At 71.1% G+C, this 15,060-nt stretch carries 15 protein-coding genes and 1 pseudogene; 7 read left to right on the forward strand and 9 right to left on the reverse strand.

Annotated elements, in window-relative coordinates; translation table 11 throughout:
• Window positions 1-25: 25 nt before the first annotated feature.
• Together KKZ08_RS23455 and KKZ08_RS23460 are read right to left on the reverse strand one after the other, a co-directional pair.
• Entirely contained in the window at window positions 26-781 is a 756-nt protein-coding gene (locus KKZ08_RS23455) for a decaprenylphospho-beta-D-erythro-pentofuranosid-2-ulose 2-reductase (protein ID WP_223776320.1), read from the reverse strand.
• Window positions 782-794: 13 nt separating this feature from the next.
• Complete coding sequence (locus KKZ08_RS23460; protein WP_223776321.1) at window positions 795-2,174, reverse strand: FAD-binding oxidoreductase; 1,380 nt, start codon at window positions 2,172-2,174, stop codon at window positions 795-797.
• A 191-nt stretch (window positions 2,175-2,365) separates the two neighbouring features.
• On the opposite strand from KKZ08_RS23460, the pseudogene KKZ08_RS23465 reads away from it, so the two are divergent.
• The 4 genes and pseudogenes from KKZ08_RS23465 (at window position 2,366) to KKZ08_RS23480 (ending at window position 5,289) form a co-directional block, all read left to right on the forward strand.
• Window positions 2,366-2,882 (forward strand): annotated as a pseudogene (locus KKZ08_RS23465) (phosphatase PAP2 family protein).
• Complete coding sequence (locus KKZ08_RS23470; RefSeq protein WP_223776322.1) at window positions 2,875-3,834, forward strand: decaprenyl-phosphate phosphoribosyltransferase; 960 nt, start codon at window positions 2,875-2,877, stop codon at window positions 3,832-3,834. The pseudogene KKZ08_RS23465 and the gene KKZ08_RS23470 overlap by 8 nt, the downstream one beginning before the upstream one ends.
• A gap of 40 nt (window positions 3,835-3,874) precedes the next feature.
• Window positions 3,875-4,375 carry a GtrA family protein gene (locus KKZ08_RS23475; RefSeq protein WP_223776323.1) on the forward strand — a complete coding sequence of 167 codons (501 nt, stop codon included), beginning with the start codon at window positions 3,875-3,877 and terminating at the stop codon, window positions 4,373-4,375.
• Window positions 4,363-5,289, forward strand: coding sequence for a YihY/virulence factor BrkB family protein (locus KKZ08_RS23480; protein ID WP_223776324.1), 927 nt, complete (start codon window positions 4,363-4,365; stop codon window positions 5,287-5,289). The genes KKZ08_RS23475 and KKZ08_RS23480 overlap by 13 nt, the downstream gene beginning before the upstream one ends.
• On the opposite strand, the gene KKZ08_RS23485 is transcribed toward KKZ08_RS23480, so the two are convergent.
• Window positions 5,234-6,664, reverse strand: coding sequence for a DUF5136 domain-containing protein (locus KKZ08_RS23485; protein WP_223776325.1), 1,431 nt, complete (start codon window positions 6,662-6,664; stop codon window positions 5,234-5,236). The two genes, KKZ08_RS23480 and KKZ08_RS23485, sit on opposite strands and share 56 nt — an antisense overlap.
• Between KKZ08_RS23485 and KKZ08_RS23490 the strand changes: the two genes are divergently transcribed.
• Both KKZ08_RS23490 and KKZ08_RS23495 read left to right on the forward strand, forming a co-directional pair.
• Entirely contained in the window at window positions 6,603-6,845 is a 243-nt protein-coding gene (locus KKZ08_RS23490; RefSeq protein WP_125514575.1) for a hypothetical protein, read from the forward strand. The two genes, KKZ08_RS23485 and KKZ08_RS23490, sit on opposite strands and share 62 nt — an antisense overlap.
• 2 nt (window positions 6,846-6,847) lie before the next feature.
• The gene (locus tag KKZ08_RS23495; RefSeq protein WP_223776326.1) at window positions 6,848-8,158 is read left to right on the forward strand and encodes a metallophosphoesterase; all 1,311 of its coding nucleotides are present in this window, start codon (window positions 6,848-6,850) and stop codon (window positions 8,156-8,158) included.
• On the opposite strand, the gene KKZ08_RS23500 is transcribed toward KKZ08_RS23495, so the two are convergent.
• The gene (locus KKZ08_RS23500; protein ID WP_223776327.1) at window positions 8,124-9,446 is read right to left on the reverse strand and encodes an MFS transporter; all 1,323 of its coding nucleotides are present in this window, start codon (window positions 9,444-9,446) and stop codon (window positions 8,124-8,126) included. The genes KKZ08_RS23495 and KKZ08_RS23500 overlap by 35 nt on opposite strands.
• Before the next feature lie 78 nt (window positions 9,447-9,524).
• On the opposite strand from KKZ08_RS23500, the gene KKZ08_RS23505 reads away from it, so the two are divergent.
• The gene (locus KKZ08_RS23505) at window positions 9,525-10,061 is read left to right on the forward strand and encodes a MarR family transcriptional regulator (protein WP_223776328.1); all 537 of its coding nucleotides are present in this window, start codon (window positions 9,525-9,527) and stop codon (window positions 10,059-10,061) included.
• A gap of 18 nt (window positions 10,062-10,079) precedes the next feature.
• Here KKZ08_RS23505 and KKZ08_RS23510 read toward each other — a convergent pair whose 3' ends face one another.
• From KKZ08_RS23510 to sdhA, 5 genes are all read right to left on the reverse strand, one after another.
• The gene (locus KKZ08_RS23510) at window positions 10,080-10,550 is read right to left on the reverse strand and encodes a VOC family protein (protein WP_223776329.1); all 471 of its coding nucleotides are present in this window, start codon (window positions 10,548-10,550) and stop codon (window positions 10,080-10,082) included.
• 105 nt (window positions 10,551-10,655) lie between these two features.
• Window positions 10,656-11,690 (reverse strand): hypothetical protein, encoded by a 1,035-nt coding sequence (locus tag KKZ08_RS23515; protein WP_223776330.1) that lies wholly within the window; start codon window positions 11,688-11,690, stop codon window positions 10,656-10,658.
• 23 nt (window positions 11,691-11,713) lie between these two features.
• The gene (locus KKZ08_RS23520; RefSeq protein WP_223776331.1) at window positions 11,714-12,364 is read right to left on the reverse strand and encodes a hypothetical protein; all 651 of its coding nucleotides are present in this window, start codon (window positions 12,362-12,364) and stop codon (window positions 11,714-11,716) included.
• Window positions 12,365-12,527: 163 nt separating this feature from the next.
• The gene (locus KKZ08_RS23525) at window positions 12,528-13,298 is read right to left on the reverse strand and encodes a succinate dehydrogenase iron-sulfur subunit (RefSeq protein ID WP_223776332.1); all 771 of its coding nucleotides are present in this window, start codon (window positions 13,296-13,298) and stop codon (window positions 12,528-12,530) included.
• Entirely contained in the window at window positions 13,298-15,052 is a 1,755-nt protein-coding gene (sdhA, locus tag KKZ08_RS23530) for a succinate dehydrogenase flavoprotein subunit (protein WP_223776333.1), read from the reverse strand. The genes KKZ08_RS23525 and sdhA overlap by 1 nt, the downstream gene beginning before the upstream one ends.
• Between the last annotated feature and the right edge of the window lie 8 nt (window positions 15,053-15,060).

Consider the following 15,060-nt stretch of genomic DNA (forward strand, 5'->3'; position numbering starts at 1 on the left):
CTCACCGCGCGGGCGGCAGCCGCCCTCAGATCGGCAGCCGCCGGAACACCTGCCTCGGCACGTGCCGCAGCGCCGCCATGACCACCCGCAGCGCTCCGGGCACCCACACCGTCTCCGAGCGGCGCCGCAGGCCGGTCTCGATGGCCTCCGCCACCGCCTCCGGAGTGGTCGCCATGGGGGCCTCCTCCAGGCCCGCCGTCATCTTCGAGCGCACGAAGCCGGGGCGGACCACCATCACATGCACCCCGGTGCCGTACAGCGCGTCGCCGAGGCCCTGGGAGAAGGTGTCGAGGCCGGCCTTGCTGGAGCCGTAGATGAAGTTCGAGCGGCGTGCCCGCTCGCCCGCCACAGAGGAGAGCACCACCAGGGAGCCGTGCCCCTGGGACTGGAGTGCCCGCGCGCAGATCAGACCCGCGGAGACCGCCCCGGTGTAGTTGGTCTGGGCGACGCGGACCGCGGCCAGGGGGTCGTCCTCGTCGCGCGCCTGGTCGCCGAGGATGCCGAAGGCGAGCAGCACCATGTCGATGTCGCCCTCGGCGAAGATCTTGCCGAGGCTCTCCTCGTGGGCCTCGGAGTCGAGCGCGTCGAAGGCGACGGTGCGCACGTCCGCACCCATGTCGCGCAGCCCGGAGGCGGCCTTCTCCAGGGCGGGGGACGGCCGTCCGGCCAGCCACACCGTACGGGTGCGGCGGGCGACGAGGCGGCGCGCGGTGGCGAGCCCGATCTCGGAGGTGCCGCCGAGGACGAGCAGGGACTGGGGGGTGCCGAAGGCGTCTTTCATGAGGTCCGGTCTCCTAGAGGGCGAGGCGGCGGGAGAGGTCCGAGCGGAACACGCCGCGCGGGTCGAGATCGGCCCGCAGCGCGCGGAAGTCGCCCAGCCGGGGGTACATGGCGGCGAGCATCTCGGGCCGCAGCCGCGAGTCCTTGGCGAGGTAGACGCGCCCGTCGGCGGCGGCCACCTCCTCGTCGAGTTCGTCGAGGAAGGCGCTGAGCCCCGGCAGGTTGGCCGGGATGTCGAGGGCGAGCGTCCAGCCGGGCATCGGGAACGACAGCCAGCCCGGATCGCCCTCTCCGAAGCGCTTCAGTACGGCGAGGAAGGACGGGCAGCCGCGCTCGGAGATGCGTCGTACGACGCGGCGCAGAGCCTCCTCCTTGCCGTACCCGACGACGAATTGGTACTGCACGAAGCCGCCGCGGCCGTAGACGCGGTTCCAGTGCGGGACGCCGTCCAGCGGGTGGAAGAAGGCGGAGATCTTCTGGAGCTCACCGGTGCGCGAGCGGGGCGCCTTGCGGTACCAGAGCTCGTTGAAGAGGCCCACCGAGGTCTTGCCGAGCAGCCCCTCGGGCACGAAGGAGGGCGCGGCGGGGAGCTGTCCCGGGCGGAAGGCAAGGGGGGCTCTACGCGCGCGTGCCCGTGCCGGAAGCGCGTCCAGGGGGGCGTGGTCGCCGCGGGTCAGGACCGAGCGGCCCATGGCGGTGCCGCGCGCGAGGAGGTCGATCCAGGCCACGGAGTAGCGATAGCGGTGGTCGGTGGCGGTCAGGCGGGCCATCAAGTCGTCGAGGTCCGTCGCGCGTTCCGTGTCGACGCTCATCAAGGATGTCTCGACCGGCTGGAGTTGGATGGTCGCCGACAGGATGACGCCGGTCAGGCCCATGCCGCCCGCCGTGGCGTCGAAGAGCGGGGTGCCGGGCGCGACGGTGCGGATGGTGCCGTCCGCGGTGAGCAGGTCCATCGCGAGCACGTGGCGGGAGAAGGACCCCGAGACGTGGTGGTTCTTGCCGTGGATGTCGGCGCCGATGGCTCCGCCGACCGTCACATAGCGGGTCCCTGGGGTCACCGGCACGAACCAGCCGAGGGGGAGCAGGACTTCCATCAGGCGGTGCAGGGAGACCCCCGCGTCGCAGACGACCACGCCCGCCTCGGCGTCGATGGTGCGCACCCGGTCCATGCCCGTCATGTCGAAGACCGCGCCGCCCGCGTTCTGCGCCGCGTCGCCGTACGCCCGGCCGAGGCCTCTGGCGATGCCCCCGCGCTCGCCGCAGTCGCGCACGGCAGCCGCGGCCTCCTCCGGTGTGCGGGGCCTCACCAGCAGGGCGGTGGTCGGGGCGGTGCGGCCCCAGCCGGAGACGGACACGGCTTCGGTCGGGGGCGGGGTGGGGGTGTCGACAGGCATGGAAATGACCGTAACGCCCCGTGAAGGGTGCTTCGCTACGGATCATCCGTACTCTCACCGAAATGGGTGATTGAGGGAGTGTCATTCAACATTGCCGGAATTATTGGCAGGTTGGCAGGTTGGCTAGACGAGTCGAGGTGCCCAGCTCTCGAACGTCGAACGTCTTCGAATGTCTTCGAAAAAGAGGCCACATGTACGACATGGACCACAGGTTGCTGTCGGCCCTGCGCGACTGCGGCACCGACCCGCGCGTGGCGACCGCCGCGCGCGTCCTCTCCTGGAGCGGTGAGCACGCCGCCCTCTGGATCGCGGCGGGGCTCGTGGGCGCCGCCGCGGACCGCGAGCGGCGCGGCGCCTGGCTGCGCGGCACCGCGCTGACCGCCGCCGCCCACCTGGCCAGCATGGGCGTCAAGCGGATCGTCCGCCGCCCACGCCCCGGCGGCACGGGGAGCGCCGAACCGCTCGTGCGCACCGCGGGCGGCACTCCTTCCCCAGCTCGCACGCCACTTCGGCCGCCGCGGCCACCGTCGCGTACGGCGCGCTGCGCCCGGCGCCCGGCTCGTGCCGCCGCTGGCCGCCGCGATGTGCGTCTCCCGGATGGTCGTCGGCGTCCACTACCCCTCGGACGTCGCCGCGGGCGCGGCGCTCGGCGCGCTCACCGCGCGCGCGGGAGCCGCCTGGATGAAAGGGGCCCGCGTCGATGCCTGAACGCATCTCCACCGTCCTGGAGCGGCCCCGGCCGCCCCAGTCGTCACGCCCGGGCGCCATCGGCCTGCCGCTCGGCCTCCTGAAGACCGCGCGCCCGCGCCAGTGGGTGAAGAACGTCCTGGTCGTCGCGGCCCCCGCGGCGGCCGGCGAGCTCTTCTCGCGCCACGCCGCCGTGCAACTGGCGATCGTCTTCGGGCTGTTCACGGCCGCCGCCTCCGCCGTCTACCTGATCAACGACGCGCGGGACGCGGACGCCGACCGCGCCCACCCCACCAAGTGCCGCAGGCCGGTCGCGGCCGGGCAGGTGCCGGTACCGGTCGCCTACGTCGTGGGAGGGCTCCTCGCGGTTCTCGCGCCCACGGCCGCCGCCCTCCTGTGCACCCCGCTGACGGCCGCGCTCCTGGCCGCGTACGTCTGCATGCAACTCGCCTACTGCGTCAGCCTCAAGCACGTCCTCGTCGTCGATCTGACGATCGTCACGACCGGCTTCCTGATGCGCGCCATGATCGGCGGCATCGCGCTCGACATCCCGCTCTCGCGCTGGTTCCTGATCACCACCGGCTTCGGCGCGCTCTTCATGGTCTCCGCCAAGCGCTACTCCGAAGCCGTCCAGATGTCGGGGAGCTCCGGGAAACTGGGCGCCACGCGCGCGTTGCTCACCGAATACACCACCGGCTACCTGCGCTTCGTATGGCAGCTGGCCGCCGGGGTCGCGGTCCTCGCGTACTGCCTGTGGGCCATGGAAGAGGGCGGCAGCGCGGCCAGCGGCAGCGTCCTGCCGTGGCGGCAGCTCTCCATGACGGCGTTCATCCTGGCGATCCTGCGCTACGCCGTCTTCGCCGACCGGGGCACTGCGGGCGAGCCCGAGGACGTCGTCCTGCGGGACAGGGCACTCGCCGTGATCGGCCTGGTGTGGGTCGCCATGTACGGGCTCGCGGTCGCGAACTGGTGAGTTTGATTCTCCGACCAGGACCGGGCGGGAGCGGACGCCGGTGAGTTGGAATTCCCTACGCGCGCGGCTGCGGTCGCTCGGGCCCGAGCTGCTCGGCTTCGCCGCCGCCGGGATCTGCGCGTACGCCGCCGACCTCGGCCTCTTCATCTGGCTGCGCGGGCCCGTGGGACTCGACCCGCTGACCGCCAAATCGCTCTCCTTCGTAGCGGGCTGCTCCGTGGCGTACGCGGGCAACGCGCTCGGCACCTACCGGCGCAAGGCGGCAGGAGTCTCACGGCTGCGCCAGTACGCGGTGTTCTTCGCCGTCAACATCGCCGGCGCCCTCGTCCAACTGCTGTGCATCGCCGTGTCCCACTACGGGCTCGGCTTCACCTCGCAGCACGCGGACACCGTGTCGGGCGCCGGGATCGGCATGGCCCTCGCCACCGTTCTACGGTTCTGGGGAACCCGGACCCTGGTATTCCGCGTGTCGGGCGGGACTTCGGGCACGACTGACAGGACGGCAGGCAGGGAGGCGACGGAGGCGACATGGACTGGCTGAAGAAATTGCCCGGCATCGGGCCGCTCGTCGAGAAGGGCATGCGCACGCACGCGTGGCGCGCGTATGAACGGCTCGACCTGGTCCACTGGACGCGCCTCGCGGCCGCGATGACGTTCATCAGCTTCCTGGCGCTCTTCCCACTGATCACCGTCGCCGCCGCGATCGCCGCGGCGACGCTCTCCAAGAAGCAGCAGAACACCCTGGAGAACAAACTCGCCGAGCAGGTCCCGGGCATCTCCGACCAGCTGAACCTGGACGCCCTGGTCGCCAACGCGGGCACCGTCGGCCTCGTCGCGGGCGCCCTGCTGCTCTTCACCGGCATCGGCTGGGTCGGCTCGATGAGGGAGTGCCTGCGGGCCGTCTGGGAGCTGGCGGACGAGGAGGAGAACCCCGTCCTGCGCAAGGTCAAGGACGCCGGGGTGCTCATCGGGCTCGGTGGCGCGGGCCTCGCCTCGTTCGCCGCCTCCGCGCTCGCCTCGTCCGCCGTCGGCCGCACCGCCGACCTCCTCGGCATCGAAGAGACGGGCTGGGGCGCGGTCCTGCTCCAAGCGGCCGCCTTCGCGATCGCCGTCCTCGCGGACTTCCTGCTGCTGCTCTACGTCCTCACCCTGCTGCCCGGCGTCCAGCCGCACCGCCGCGACCTCATCACCGCGGGACTGATCGGCGCGGCCGGCTTCGAGCTGCTCAAGCTGCTGCTCGGCGGCTACATGAAGGGCGTCGCCGCGAAGAGCATGTACGGCGCCTTCGGCGTGCCCGTCGCGCTGCTCCTGTGGATCAACTTCACGGCGAAGCTGCTGCTGTTCTGCGCCGCCTGGACGGCGACGCAGAAGGCGTCACGAGCAGCGGACCGCGCCGACGTCAGTCCTGACCCGGACCCCGGCCGGCCTGACCGGGCAGCGGCATCCGGCGCCTGACGAGGAACACGCCCCCGGCGAGCACCACGACCACGCCGCCCGCGATGGCCAGCGCGGTGCCCATGCCGCCGCCCGACCCCCCGTCGGCGGAGTGCGTCATGTTCGCGGCGGCGCTGTTCTTGCCGTCACCGCCCGGTGCGCCCTTGCCGGCGCCCGTGGCACCCTTCGGCGCGACCAGCTCTCCCACCGGCTCGACCTTGCCCGCGGCCTTGAAGCCCCAGTCGAAGAGCCGTTCGGTCTCCTTGTAGACCGCGTGGGCCTCTCCGGAGGAGGGGTTCATGACGGTGACAAGGAGGACCTTGCCGTCGCGCTCGGCTACACCGGTGAAGGTGTTTCCCGCGTTCGTGGTGCTGCCGTTCTTGACGCCCGCGATGCCCTTGTAGGGGCTGAGGCCGAGGTCACCGGTGAGCAGCCGGTTGGTGTTCTGGATCGCGAAGGACCCGCGCTTCGTCTTGCCCTTGTCCTTGCCCTTCTTGATCTTCTTCGTCTCTCCGGGGAACTGGGCGGTGGCCGTCGCGCAGTACTCCCTGAAGTCCTTCTTCTGAAGCCCGGAGCGGGCGAACAGCGTCAGGTCGTACGCCGAGGAGACCTGGTTCTTGGCGTCGTAACCGTCCGGCGAGACGACATGGGTGTCGAGGGCCTGGAGCTCCTCGGCGTGCTTCTGCATGTCCTTGACGGTCTGTGCGACGCCGTCGTTCATCGCGGACAGGACGTGCACCGCGTCGTTGCCGGAGCGCAGGAAGACGCCGAGCCACAGGTCGTGGACGGAGTACGTCTCGTTCTCCTTGATGCCGACCATGCTGCTGCCCGCGCCGATGCCCTCCAGGTCGGAGGGTGCGACCTTGTGCTTCTGCGTCTTGGGGAACTTCGGCAGGACCGTGTCCGCGAAGAGCATCTTGAGCGTGCTCGCGGGCGGCAGCCGCCAGTGCGCGTTGTGCGCGGCGAGGACCTCGCCGGACTCCGCGTCCGAGACGATCCAGGAGCGCGCCGTGAGGTCCTTGGGCAGCACCGGCGCGTCCGCCTTGAGCTTCACCTGGGTGCCGGGCTTGCCGAGCAGGGCGCCGCCTACGGTCGACATCGAGGCGGGCGGCTTCGGCTGGTCGTCGTCACCCGGCTTGCCGTCCGCGAAAGCGGGGGCGGTGGCCGAGAGGGTCAGCACGGTCGCGGAAGCGAGCAGCAAGGCGGCTCTTCTGGTGGCAGACACGGACGAGAACGTACAGGGCGCGGTTGTGGGATCCACCGCCGAGGTGTGCTGTGTTCCGTCGGCCCCACCCCGGCGGGGGCCCGCGGGAAGGCCTCGCGATACTGAACGCATGAAGCTCAGCCGCCCAGTCTCCTGGTTCCTGCTCGCCTTCGGGGTGTGGAGCTGGTTCATCTGGATCACTTTCGTCAAGAACCTGTGGAAGGACGGCAGCGGGCTCGCCTTCGACGACGCGGGCGACCCGACCGGGTACTTCTGGGTGCACCTGACGCTCGCCGTTGTCTCCTTTGTCTTGGGGACGGTGGTAGGGACCATCGGGTTCCGTGGAATCCGCGCTCTGCGCCGTACGTCATAGCCATGGCCGTTCTCGGGGTCCTCGTGGGCCTGGCCGTGCTCGCGGCCTTCGCCGCCCTCCACTGGTACGCGTGGCGCCGGCTCGTGCGCGACACGACGGCCGGGCCGGGGCGCGCCCGGCGCGCCGGCACGGTGGTCTTCGTGGCCGGGCCGCTGCTGATGTTCACCGCGCTCGTGGCCGGACGGGCCGGTGCGCCCTTCCCGCTCCAGCGGATCCTCGCCTGGCCCGGCTATCTGTGGCTGGCCCTCTCGCTCTACCTGCTGCTGGCGTTGCTGGTGGGGGAGTTGGTGCGGCCGCTGCTGGGGTGGTGGATCGGCCGGACGCGGTCCGGGAGGGAGACGGGGCACTCCGTAGAGGGCGAGTTCGGGGAGCGCGCCTCCGTAGAGGCCGCGCCCAAGGAGCCCGTCTCCGTAGAGGCCGGTTCCGAAAAGCCCGTCTCCGTAGAGGCCGCCCCCGCCGCCCCCGTCACCCCCACCCTCACCCCCACTCCCTCCCGCCGCCTCTTCGTGTCCCGGGTCGTCGGGGGCGCCGTTGCCGCCGCCGCCGTGGGAACCGTCGGGTACGGGACGTACGGCGTGCTCAGTGGGCCCAAGGTGAAGCGGGTCACCGTGCCGCTCGCCAAACTGCCGCGCGGGGCGCACGGGTTCCGGATCGCCGTCGTCAGCGACGTCCACCTCGGGCCGATCCTCGGGCGCGGCTTCACGCAGCGCGTGGTCGACACCGTCAACGCCACGCAGCCCGATCTGATCGCCGTGGTGGGCGACTTGGTGGACGGCAGCGTCGAGGACCTCGGCCCGGCCGCCGCCCCGCTCGCCGGGCTGCGGTCGCGGCACGGCGCGTACTTCGTCACGGGCAACCACGAGTACTTCTCCGGGGCCGAGCAGTGGGTCGACCACGTACGCGAACTCGGCCTGCACCCGCTGCGGAACGCCCGTACGGAGCTGCCCGGCTTCGACCTCGCCGGTGTCGACGACGTGGCGGGCGAGGACGAGGGCGAGGGCCCCGACTTCGCCAGGGCCCTCGGCGACCGGGACCGCTCACGGGCCTCGGTGCTCCTCGCGCACCAGCCGGTGGTCATCCACGACGCCGTGAAGCACGGCGTCGACCTGCAACTCTCCGGTCACACCCACGGCGGCCAACTGTGGCCGGGCAACCTCGTGGCGGACCTCGCCAACCCCACGCTCGCGGGCCTGGAGCGGTACGGCGACACGCAGCTCTACGTGAGCCGGGGCGCGGGCGCGTGGGGGCCGCCGGTGCGCGTGGGGGCGCCGTCGGACATCACGGTGGTGGAGCTGGCCTCGCGGGAGGCTTGAGGGGGATGACCTTCTCGGCGGCCGGCGGGAGGCCGCCCGGCCCCCGTTCCGGCTCGGCCGTGCTGACGGGCAGCGTGAACCGGCGGACGCCCGGCACCGCCGCCGTCCCCGCGCAGGCCACGCCCACGACGGCCGCGGCGATCCACAGCGGCGGGCCGGCGCCCCAGGCGTTCGCCATGAGCGGCGCCAGGACGTAACCGAGCGGCATCGCGGCCATCGAGAGCAGCCAGTCGTACGACGTGACGCGGGCCAGCACGCCGGACGGTATCGCCGCCTGCACCGACGTCGCCCAGACGGGGCTGAGGAAGCCGAGCCCGGCCTGCGCGAGGCCGTAGGCGGCGATGACGGCGGACGCGGGGGCCTGGGCGGCGAGCAGCGCGAGCGGCAGGGCGTACGTCGCCAGGCCCAGGTTGGCCATCAGGACCGGCCGCTTCGGCCGGGCCCGTCCGGCGAGCAGGGAGCCGAGCAGCAGCCCGACCGCGCCCGCCTGGAGGATGCCGATCCACACCTCCTCGCCGCCCAACTCCTCCACGGCGAGGGCAGGACCGAGGGTCATGAGGACGGCGGCGGCGCCGTTCCAGGCGGCGTGGGCGACCAGGCTCGTCCAGTACCAGTCCCGGCGGCGCACCTCCTGCCAGCCCTCGACGAGATCCTTGCGCAGCGAGCGGCGCGGCCCCGCGGGCGCCTCGTGGCGGATGCGGACGGCCGAGAGCAGGCAGGCGCTGACGGCGAAGGAGACGGCGTCCAGGACGAAGGCCCAGCCGGGGCCCGCCGAGGCGATCAGCAGCCCGGCGAGTGCGGGCCCCGCGAGCTGGGTGCCGCTCCTGACGACGCCGAACAGGGAGTTGGCGCCGTGCCGGTCCTTCTCGGCGACCGCGCCGGTGATCAGCCGCGGCAGGGTCGGCATGGCGAAGGCGGAGGCGGCGCCGCCGACGGCCTCCGCGGCGGCGATGTGCCACAACCGGGGCTCGCCGCCCAGCAGTTCCATGCCCACGAAGAGCTGTGCCCCGCAGCGCACCAGGTCGGTGACGAGGGCGACGGTACGGGCGTCGAAGCGGTCCGCGACGACTCCGCCGAGCGGCAGCAGGAGCAGCCGGGGCCCCATCGCGCAGCCGAGGACGAGGGCCAGGGCGGAGCTGGATCCGGTGGCGCGGAGCACGGCGAGGGCGAGGGCCGCGGGGATGACGGCGTCGCCGATGAGGGAGAGGGTGCGGCCGAGGAAGAGCAGCCGGAAGGGACGGTTACCGAGGAGCGGGTGGTCCCGGAGGCGGGACAGCGGCAGCGGCATACAGGGACGGTATTTCGCTTACGAATTATTCGTCAACGAAATATCTGACCCCGAAGGGAAGAGGGTTAGGGTCGGCACATGACGGAGAAGCGGCAGGAGCAGGACCGGGACTGGACCGACGCTCACGTCGAGCGGTGGCTGCCGGTGCTGCCCACGCTCGACCCGGACATCGAGGGCGCGGTCACCCGCATGAGCAGGCTCACCGTCCACCTGCGCCGCGTACGCGAACAGTCCCTCGTCGACTTCGAGCTGGACCGCCAGGAGTTCGACACCCTGCACAAGCTGGCGGGCCGCGGGGGCGCCGCGAGCCCCTCGGAGCTGGCCGCGGACCTGGACCTCGCGCCGGCCTCCGTCACCGGCCGCCTGGACGGCCTGGAGCGCCGTGGCCTGGTGCGCCGTACGCCCTCGCGGAAGGACCGCCGCCGGGTCGACGTGGAGCTGACGGCGGCGGGCAGGTCGACGTGGCGCGGCGCGATGGCGGTCCTCGGCCACGAGGAGGAGCGCCTGCTCGGCGCGCTCCCCGCGCGGGAGCGCGCGCTCCTGGCCGACATGCTGCGCCGGATCATGCTGATGGCGGAGCGGGACGCGGGGGCGGAGCGGGGGAGCGAGGGGTGACGCCGACCGCCCGCCGCTTCAGGAGCTGCGCGCCAGCTCCGGTCGCTTGAGGTAGTCCGTGAAGCCGATGACGTTGCCCCACGGGTCGGCGATCTCCACGGTCCAGCCGGTGGCGACGGAGAACGGCTCGGCGAGCAGCACGACCCCCGCGTCGGCGAGGGCCCGGCCCTTGGCGCGGGCGTCCGGGACCTCCAGCCATACGCGGGGTGAGGGCCACGGCGGCGTACGCGGCACGATGCCGTCCTCCACGCGCAGCAGGACGCCCGGGGTCTCCTTGCCCACCTTCAGGATGGCGAGCCCGATCTCGTCGAGCCGGAACGAGACCGGGAACCCGGCGCGCTCGTAGAACCCGACGGCCTCGCCGAGGTCGCCCACGGGAAGCAGGACGTTGTCGAAGCCGAGGAGCTCCGCGGCGGGGTCGGCGCGGCGGCCCGCGGGCGGGTCGGTGAACTGGTCAACGGACAGGCCGACCGACTGGTTGTCTGACATCCCGTCAGCGTAGGACGGTGGCGGCGACGGGGGCGCAGGCGCGCGAGAACGGCGCCCTGAGCGCCCCCATCTGGCCCGCATTGAGGGGCGCGTGACGACGGCCGCTCAGCGGTTGATCGACTGGATCTCCTGGACGGTGACGTCCTGGGTGCCCTCGAAGGTGCCGTTGGGCAGGCGGCCACCGGCACGGCCCGTCCCCTCCCAGGTGATCTCCCAGGTGATCGAGGCCTTCATCTCGTACGACTGCCCTCCGGTGGCCCGCAGGTACTTGATGCCGCACGGCGGGTCCTCCTTGGCGGAACCCTTCGTGTACGGGGTCCCGATGCCGCCGTCCTCGTCGGCCGGGCAGTCACCGTCGGCGGGGAAGGTCTCCGCGTCCGAGGTGCCGGGCTCCAGGTGGAGGCCGACCGGCTTGGCGGTGGTCTCCGCCCAGATCCCCGTGCCGGGCAGCTCGGCGCGGACCTTGACGGGCTCGAACTCGCCCTTGTCCAGCCACACCCAAGTGGGCAGGTTCACGGTCGACTTGCCCTCGGGCTTCAGCTCGACCTCGGTCTTGGGGACCTTGACCTTGTTGTAGGCGTATTCGGCCAGGATCTTGGGCGTGGGAGCGTTCTCGATGTCCGGGACGGTGTCGGCGTCCTGCCAGAAAAGGTTCGTCTCGCACTGCCGGGCTTCAATGGTGTCCTTGACGTCGGGGTTCATGACCCCGCGCCAGAACTTGCCTTTCTTGCCGATGTTGAAGTTCTTGTATCCCTCGGCGCCGTCCGACTGGGTCTCGCCCTTCTCGTAGTGGTTCACCATGAGTTCCTCACCCCAGCTGAGCGAAGGCGTCACATGGACCAGGTCGCCACCCTTCTTGAGACTCTCGACACTGGCCTTCAACTGCTCGGGGGTCGCCACCGGCTCATACCAGCACGCGGGCGGCTTCCAATTCGGGTCCACCGGTGCGACGGGCTTCGCGGACGAGCCGCCCTTGGGGCCGCTGACCTGCCGGACCGTGACGCGCGTACCGACTCCGGCTGTGAGGGTGTCGCCGGAGGCGCCGCCGGACGGGCCCGCAGGCGGGTGGTCGGCGTCCTCCCCGAACGCTTGGGCCGCCGTCGGACAGGCGCCGAGCGCGAGAACCGTCGCGGTGAGCAACGGCAGTGCCCTCCTCCACGGCATCACTTGTCGCACCCGCCCCGCTCCGTCTCGAGCGAGACGGTGCTCCAGACGCCCTGCTTCGTCTCCTTCAGGGTGGTGCGGTACTGGAGGACGGGGTTCACGTCGTCGGGCGTACCCGTCCTCTTCTTGGTGCCGCGGTCCTCGGTGTAGCCCTTGCTCTCATCCACGCAGTAGAAGAGCACGCCACCCCCGGCGTCGGAGAGCGATACCTGGGGGTTGAACACCCTGGCCTCGCCGACCAAGGTGTGGTTGTTGCCCACGTACCCCTGGATGTATGCCCTGGAGGACGTCAGCGCCTGCTGCGAGGTGTAGAAGGCCACCGGCTTCGCCTGCGGGTTCCCTTCGATGATGGCCGCGTACTCGGCCCTGAGGCGCTCCTTGCCGTCGTCCAGGATGGCCTGCTTCTTGGGGTCACTGTGGTGCCACCCCACGAAGTCGGCCCGGAACGACCCCGGCAGCTTGATCTTTGGCCGCTTCGCCCCGCTGGGCTTCGTACTCGTTGGCGCCGAAGCGGAGGCCTTGCCGCCGCCGTTGCTGTCGGCGCCCTCGATCTTGTCGGAGGCCTCGCCGCCTCCCGAACCACACGCGGCCAACAGCAGGGCCGCCGACACGGTCAGCGCGGCCGTCACGAGCCGGATGGGGCGATTCACTTGTGAACTCCTGGGGTGTGTGGGGGGAACGGGACAGTGGGGGTGGGGGATGCGCGTGCGCGTCGACGACGCTATCGCCGGTCCGGCCGGCCACGCACATGGGCCCCGCTCCTTCGCAGGAGCGGGGCCCATGACGGCGTACGCGTACGAGGACGCGCGGGGATCAGTAGCGGCGCGTGATCAGCGCACGCTTGACCTCCTGGATCGCCTTCGTGACCTCGATGCCACGCGGGCACGCGTCCGTGCAGTTGAACGTCGTGCGGCAACGCCACACGCCGTCCTTGTCGTTCAGGATCTCCAGGCGCTGCTCGCCCGCCTCGTCACGCGAGTCGAAGATGAAGCGGTGCGCGTTGACGATCGCGGCCGGGCCGAAGTACTGGCCGTCGTTCCAGAACACCGGGCACGAGGACGTGCACGCGGCGCACAGGATGCACTTCGTCGTGTCGTCGAAGCGCTCGCGGTCCTCGGCGGACTGCAGACGCTCGCGCGTCGGCTCGTTGCCCTTCGTGACGAGGAAGGGCATCACGTCGCGGTACGCCTGGAAGAACGGGTCCATGTCGACGACCAGGTCCTTCAGGACCGTCAGACCCTTGATGGGCTCGACCGTGATCGGCTTGCCCGGGTTGATGTCCTTGATCAGGGTCTTGCAGGCGAGGCGGTTCTTGCCGTTGATCCGCATGGCGTCCGAGCCGCAGATGCCGTGCGCGCAGGAGCGACGGAACGTCAGCGTGCCGTCCATGTCCCACTTGACCTTGTGGAGGGCGTCGAGGACACGCTCCTTCGGGTCGATCTCCAGCTGGAAGTCTTCCCACGTGGCGTCCGCCGAGACCTCGGGGTTGAAGCGGCGCACGCGCAGGGTGATCGTGATGTACGGGGAGTCGGCGAAGCCCGCCTCGGGCTTGGCGTCTTCCTTCTCGAGGGTCGGGGTAGCCATCAGTACTTACGCTCCATCGGCTGGTAGCGGGTCTGGACGACCGGCTTGTAGTCGAGACGGATCGTCTCCGTGCCGTCGTCGCCGACCTCGCGGTACGCCATGGTGTGGCGCATGAAGTTGACGTCGTCGCGGTTCGGGAAGTCCTCGCGGTAGTGACCGCCGCGGGACTCCTTGCGGGCCAGCGCGGACTGCGCCATGACCTCGGCGAGGTCGAGCAGGTTGCCCAGCTCGATGGCCTCCAGGAGGTCGGTGTTGAACCGCTTGCCCTTGTCCTGGATCGAGACGTTGAGGTAGCGCTCGCGGAGCTCCGCGATCTTCTCCACCGCCGTCTTGATCGTCTGCTCCGTGCGGAACACCATGACGTTGGCGTCCATGGTCTCCTGCAGCTCCTTGCGGAGCTCGGCGACCCGCTCGGTGCCCGTGGCGTCGCGCAGGCGCTCGACCTGGGAGACGACCAGCTCCTCCGGGTTCTCCGGCAGCTCGACGAAGTCGGCCTTCGCCGCGTACTCGGCGGCGGCGATGCCCGCGCGCTTGCCGAAGACGTTGATGTCCAGGAGCGAGTTGGTGCCGAGGCGGTTGGCGCCGTGCACCGAGACACAGGCGACCTCGCCCGCGGCGTACAGGCCCGGGACGACCGTGGTGTTGTCGGCGAGGACCTCACCCTGGACGTTGGTCGGGATGCCGCCCATGGCGTAGTGCGCGGTCGGCTGGATCGGGATCGGGTCCGTGTAGGGCTCGATGCCGAGGTACGTGCGCGCGAACTCCGTGATGTCCGGGAGCTTGGCGTCCAGCTGCTCCGGCGGGAGGTGCGTGAGGTCGAGGTAGACGTGGTCGCCCTCGGGACCGCAGCCGCGGCCCTCACGGATCTCCGTGTAGATGGAGCGCGAGACGACGTCACGGGACGCGAGGTCCTTCATGACCGGCGCGTACTTCTCCATGAAGCGCTCGCCGTCCTTGTTGCGGAGGATGCCGCCCTCACCGCGGGCGCCCTCCGTGAGGAGGATGCCCATGCGCCAGATGCCGGTCGGGTGGAACTGGAAGAACTCCATGTCCTCCAGCGGCAGCCCGCGCCGGTAGCAGGCCGCCTGGCCGTCACCGGTGAGCGTGTGCGCGTTCGAGGTCACCTTGAAGAACTTGCCGGTGCCGCCGGACGCGTAGATCACGGACTTCGCCTGGAAGACGTGGATCTCGCCGGTCGCCAGCTCGTACGCGACGACGCCCGCGCTCTTCTTGACCCCGTCCACCTCGACGATGATCTGGTCGAGGACGTAGAACTCGTTGAAGAACTCCACACCCTCCTTGACGCAGTTCTGGTACAGCGTCTGGAGGATCATGTGGCCGGTGCGGTCCGCGGCGTAGCAGGAGCGGCGCACGGCGGCCTCGCCGTGGTTACGGGTGTGACCGCCGAAGCGCCGCTGGTCGATGGTGCCGTCCGGCGTGCGGTTGAACGGCAGGCCCATCTTCTCCAGGTCGAGGACCGCGTCGATGGCCTCCTTCGCCAGGATCTCGGCGGCGTCCTGGTCGACCAGGTAGTCGCCGCCCTTGATCGTGTCGAAGGTGTGCCACTCCCAGTTGTCCTCCTCCACGTTGGCGAGCGCGGCGGCCATGCCGCCCTGCGCGGCGCCCGTGTGGGAGCGGGTGGGGTACAGCTTGGTGAGCACGGCGGTGCGGCTGCGCTTCGTCGCCTCGATGGCGGCGCGCATGCCGGCGCCGCCCGCGCCGACGATGACGGTGTCGTACTTGTGAATCTTCACTGGGGTCG

The organism is Streptomyces sp. 135, assembly GCF_020026305.1.
GTDB lineage: Bacteria > Actinomycetota > Actinomycetes > Streptomycetales > Streptomycetaceae > Streptomyces.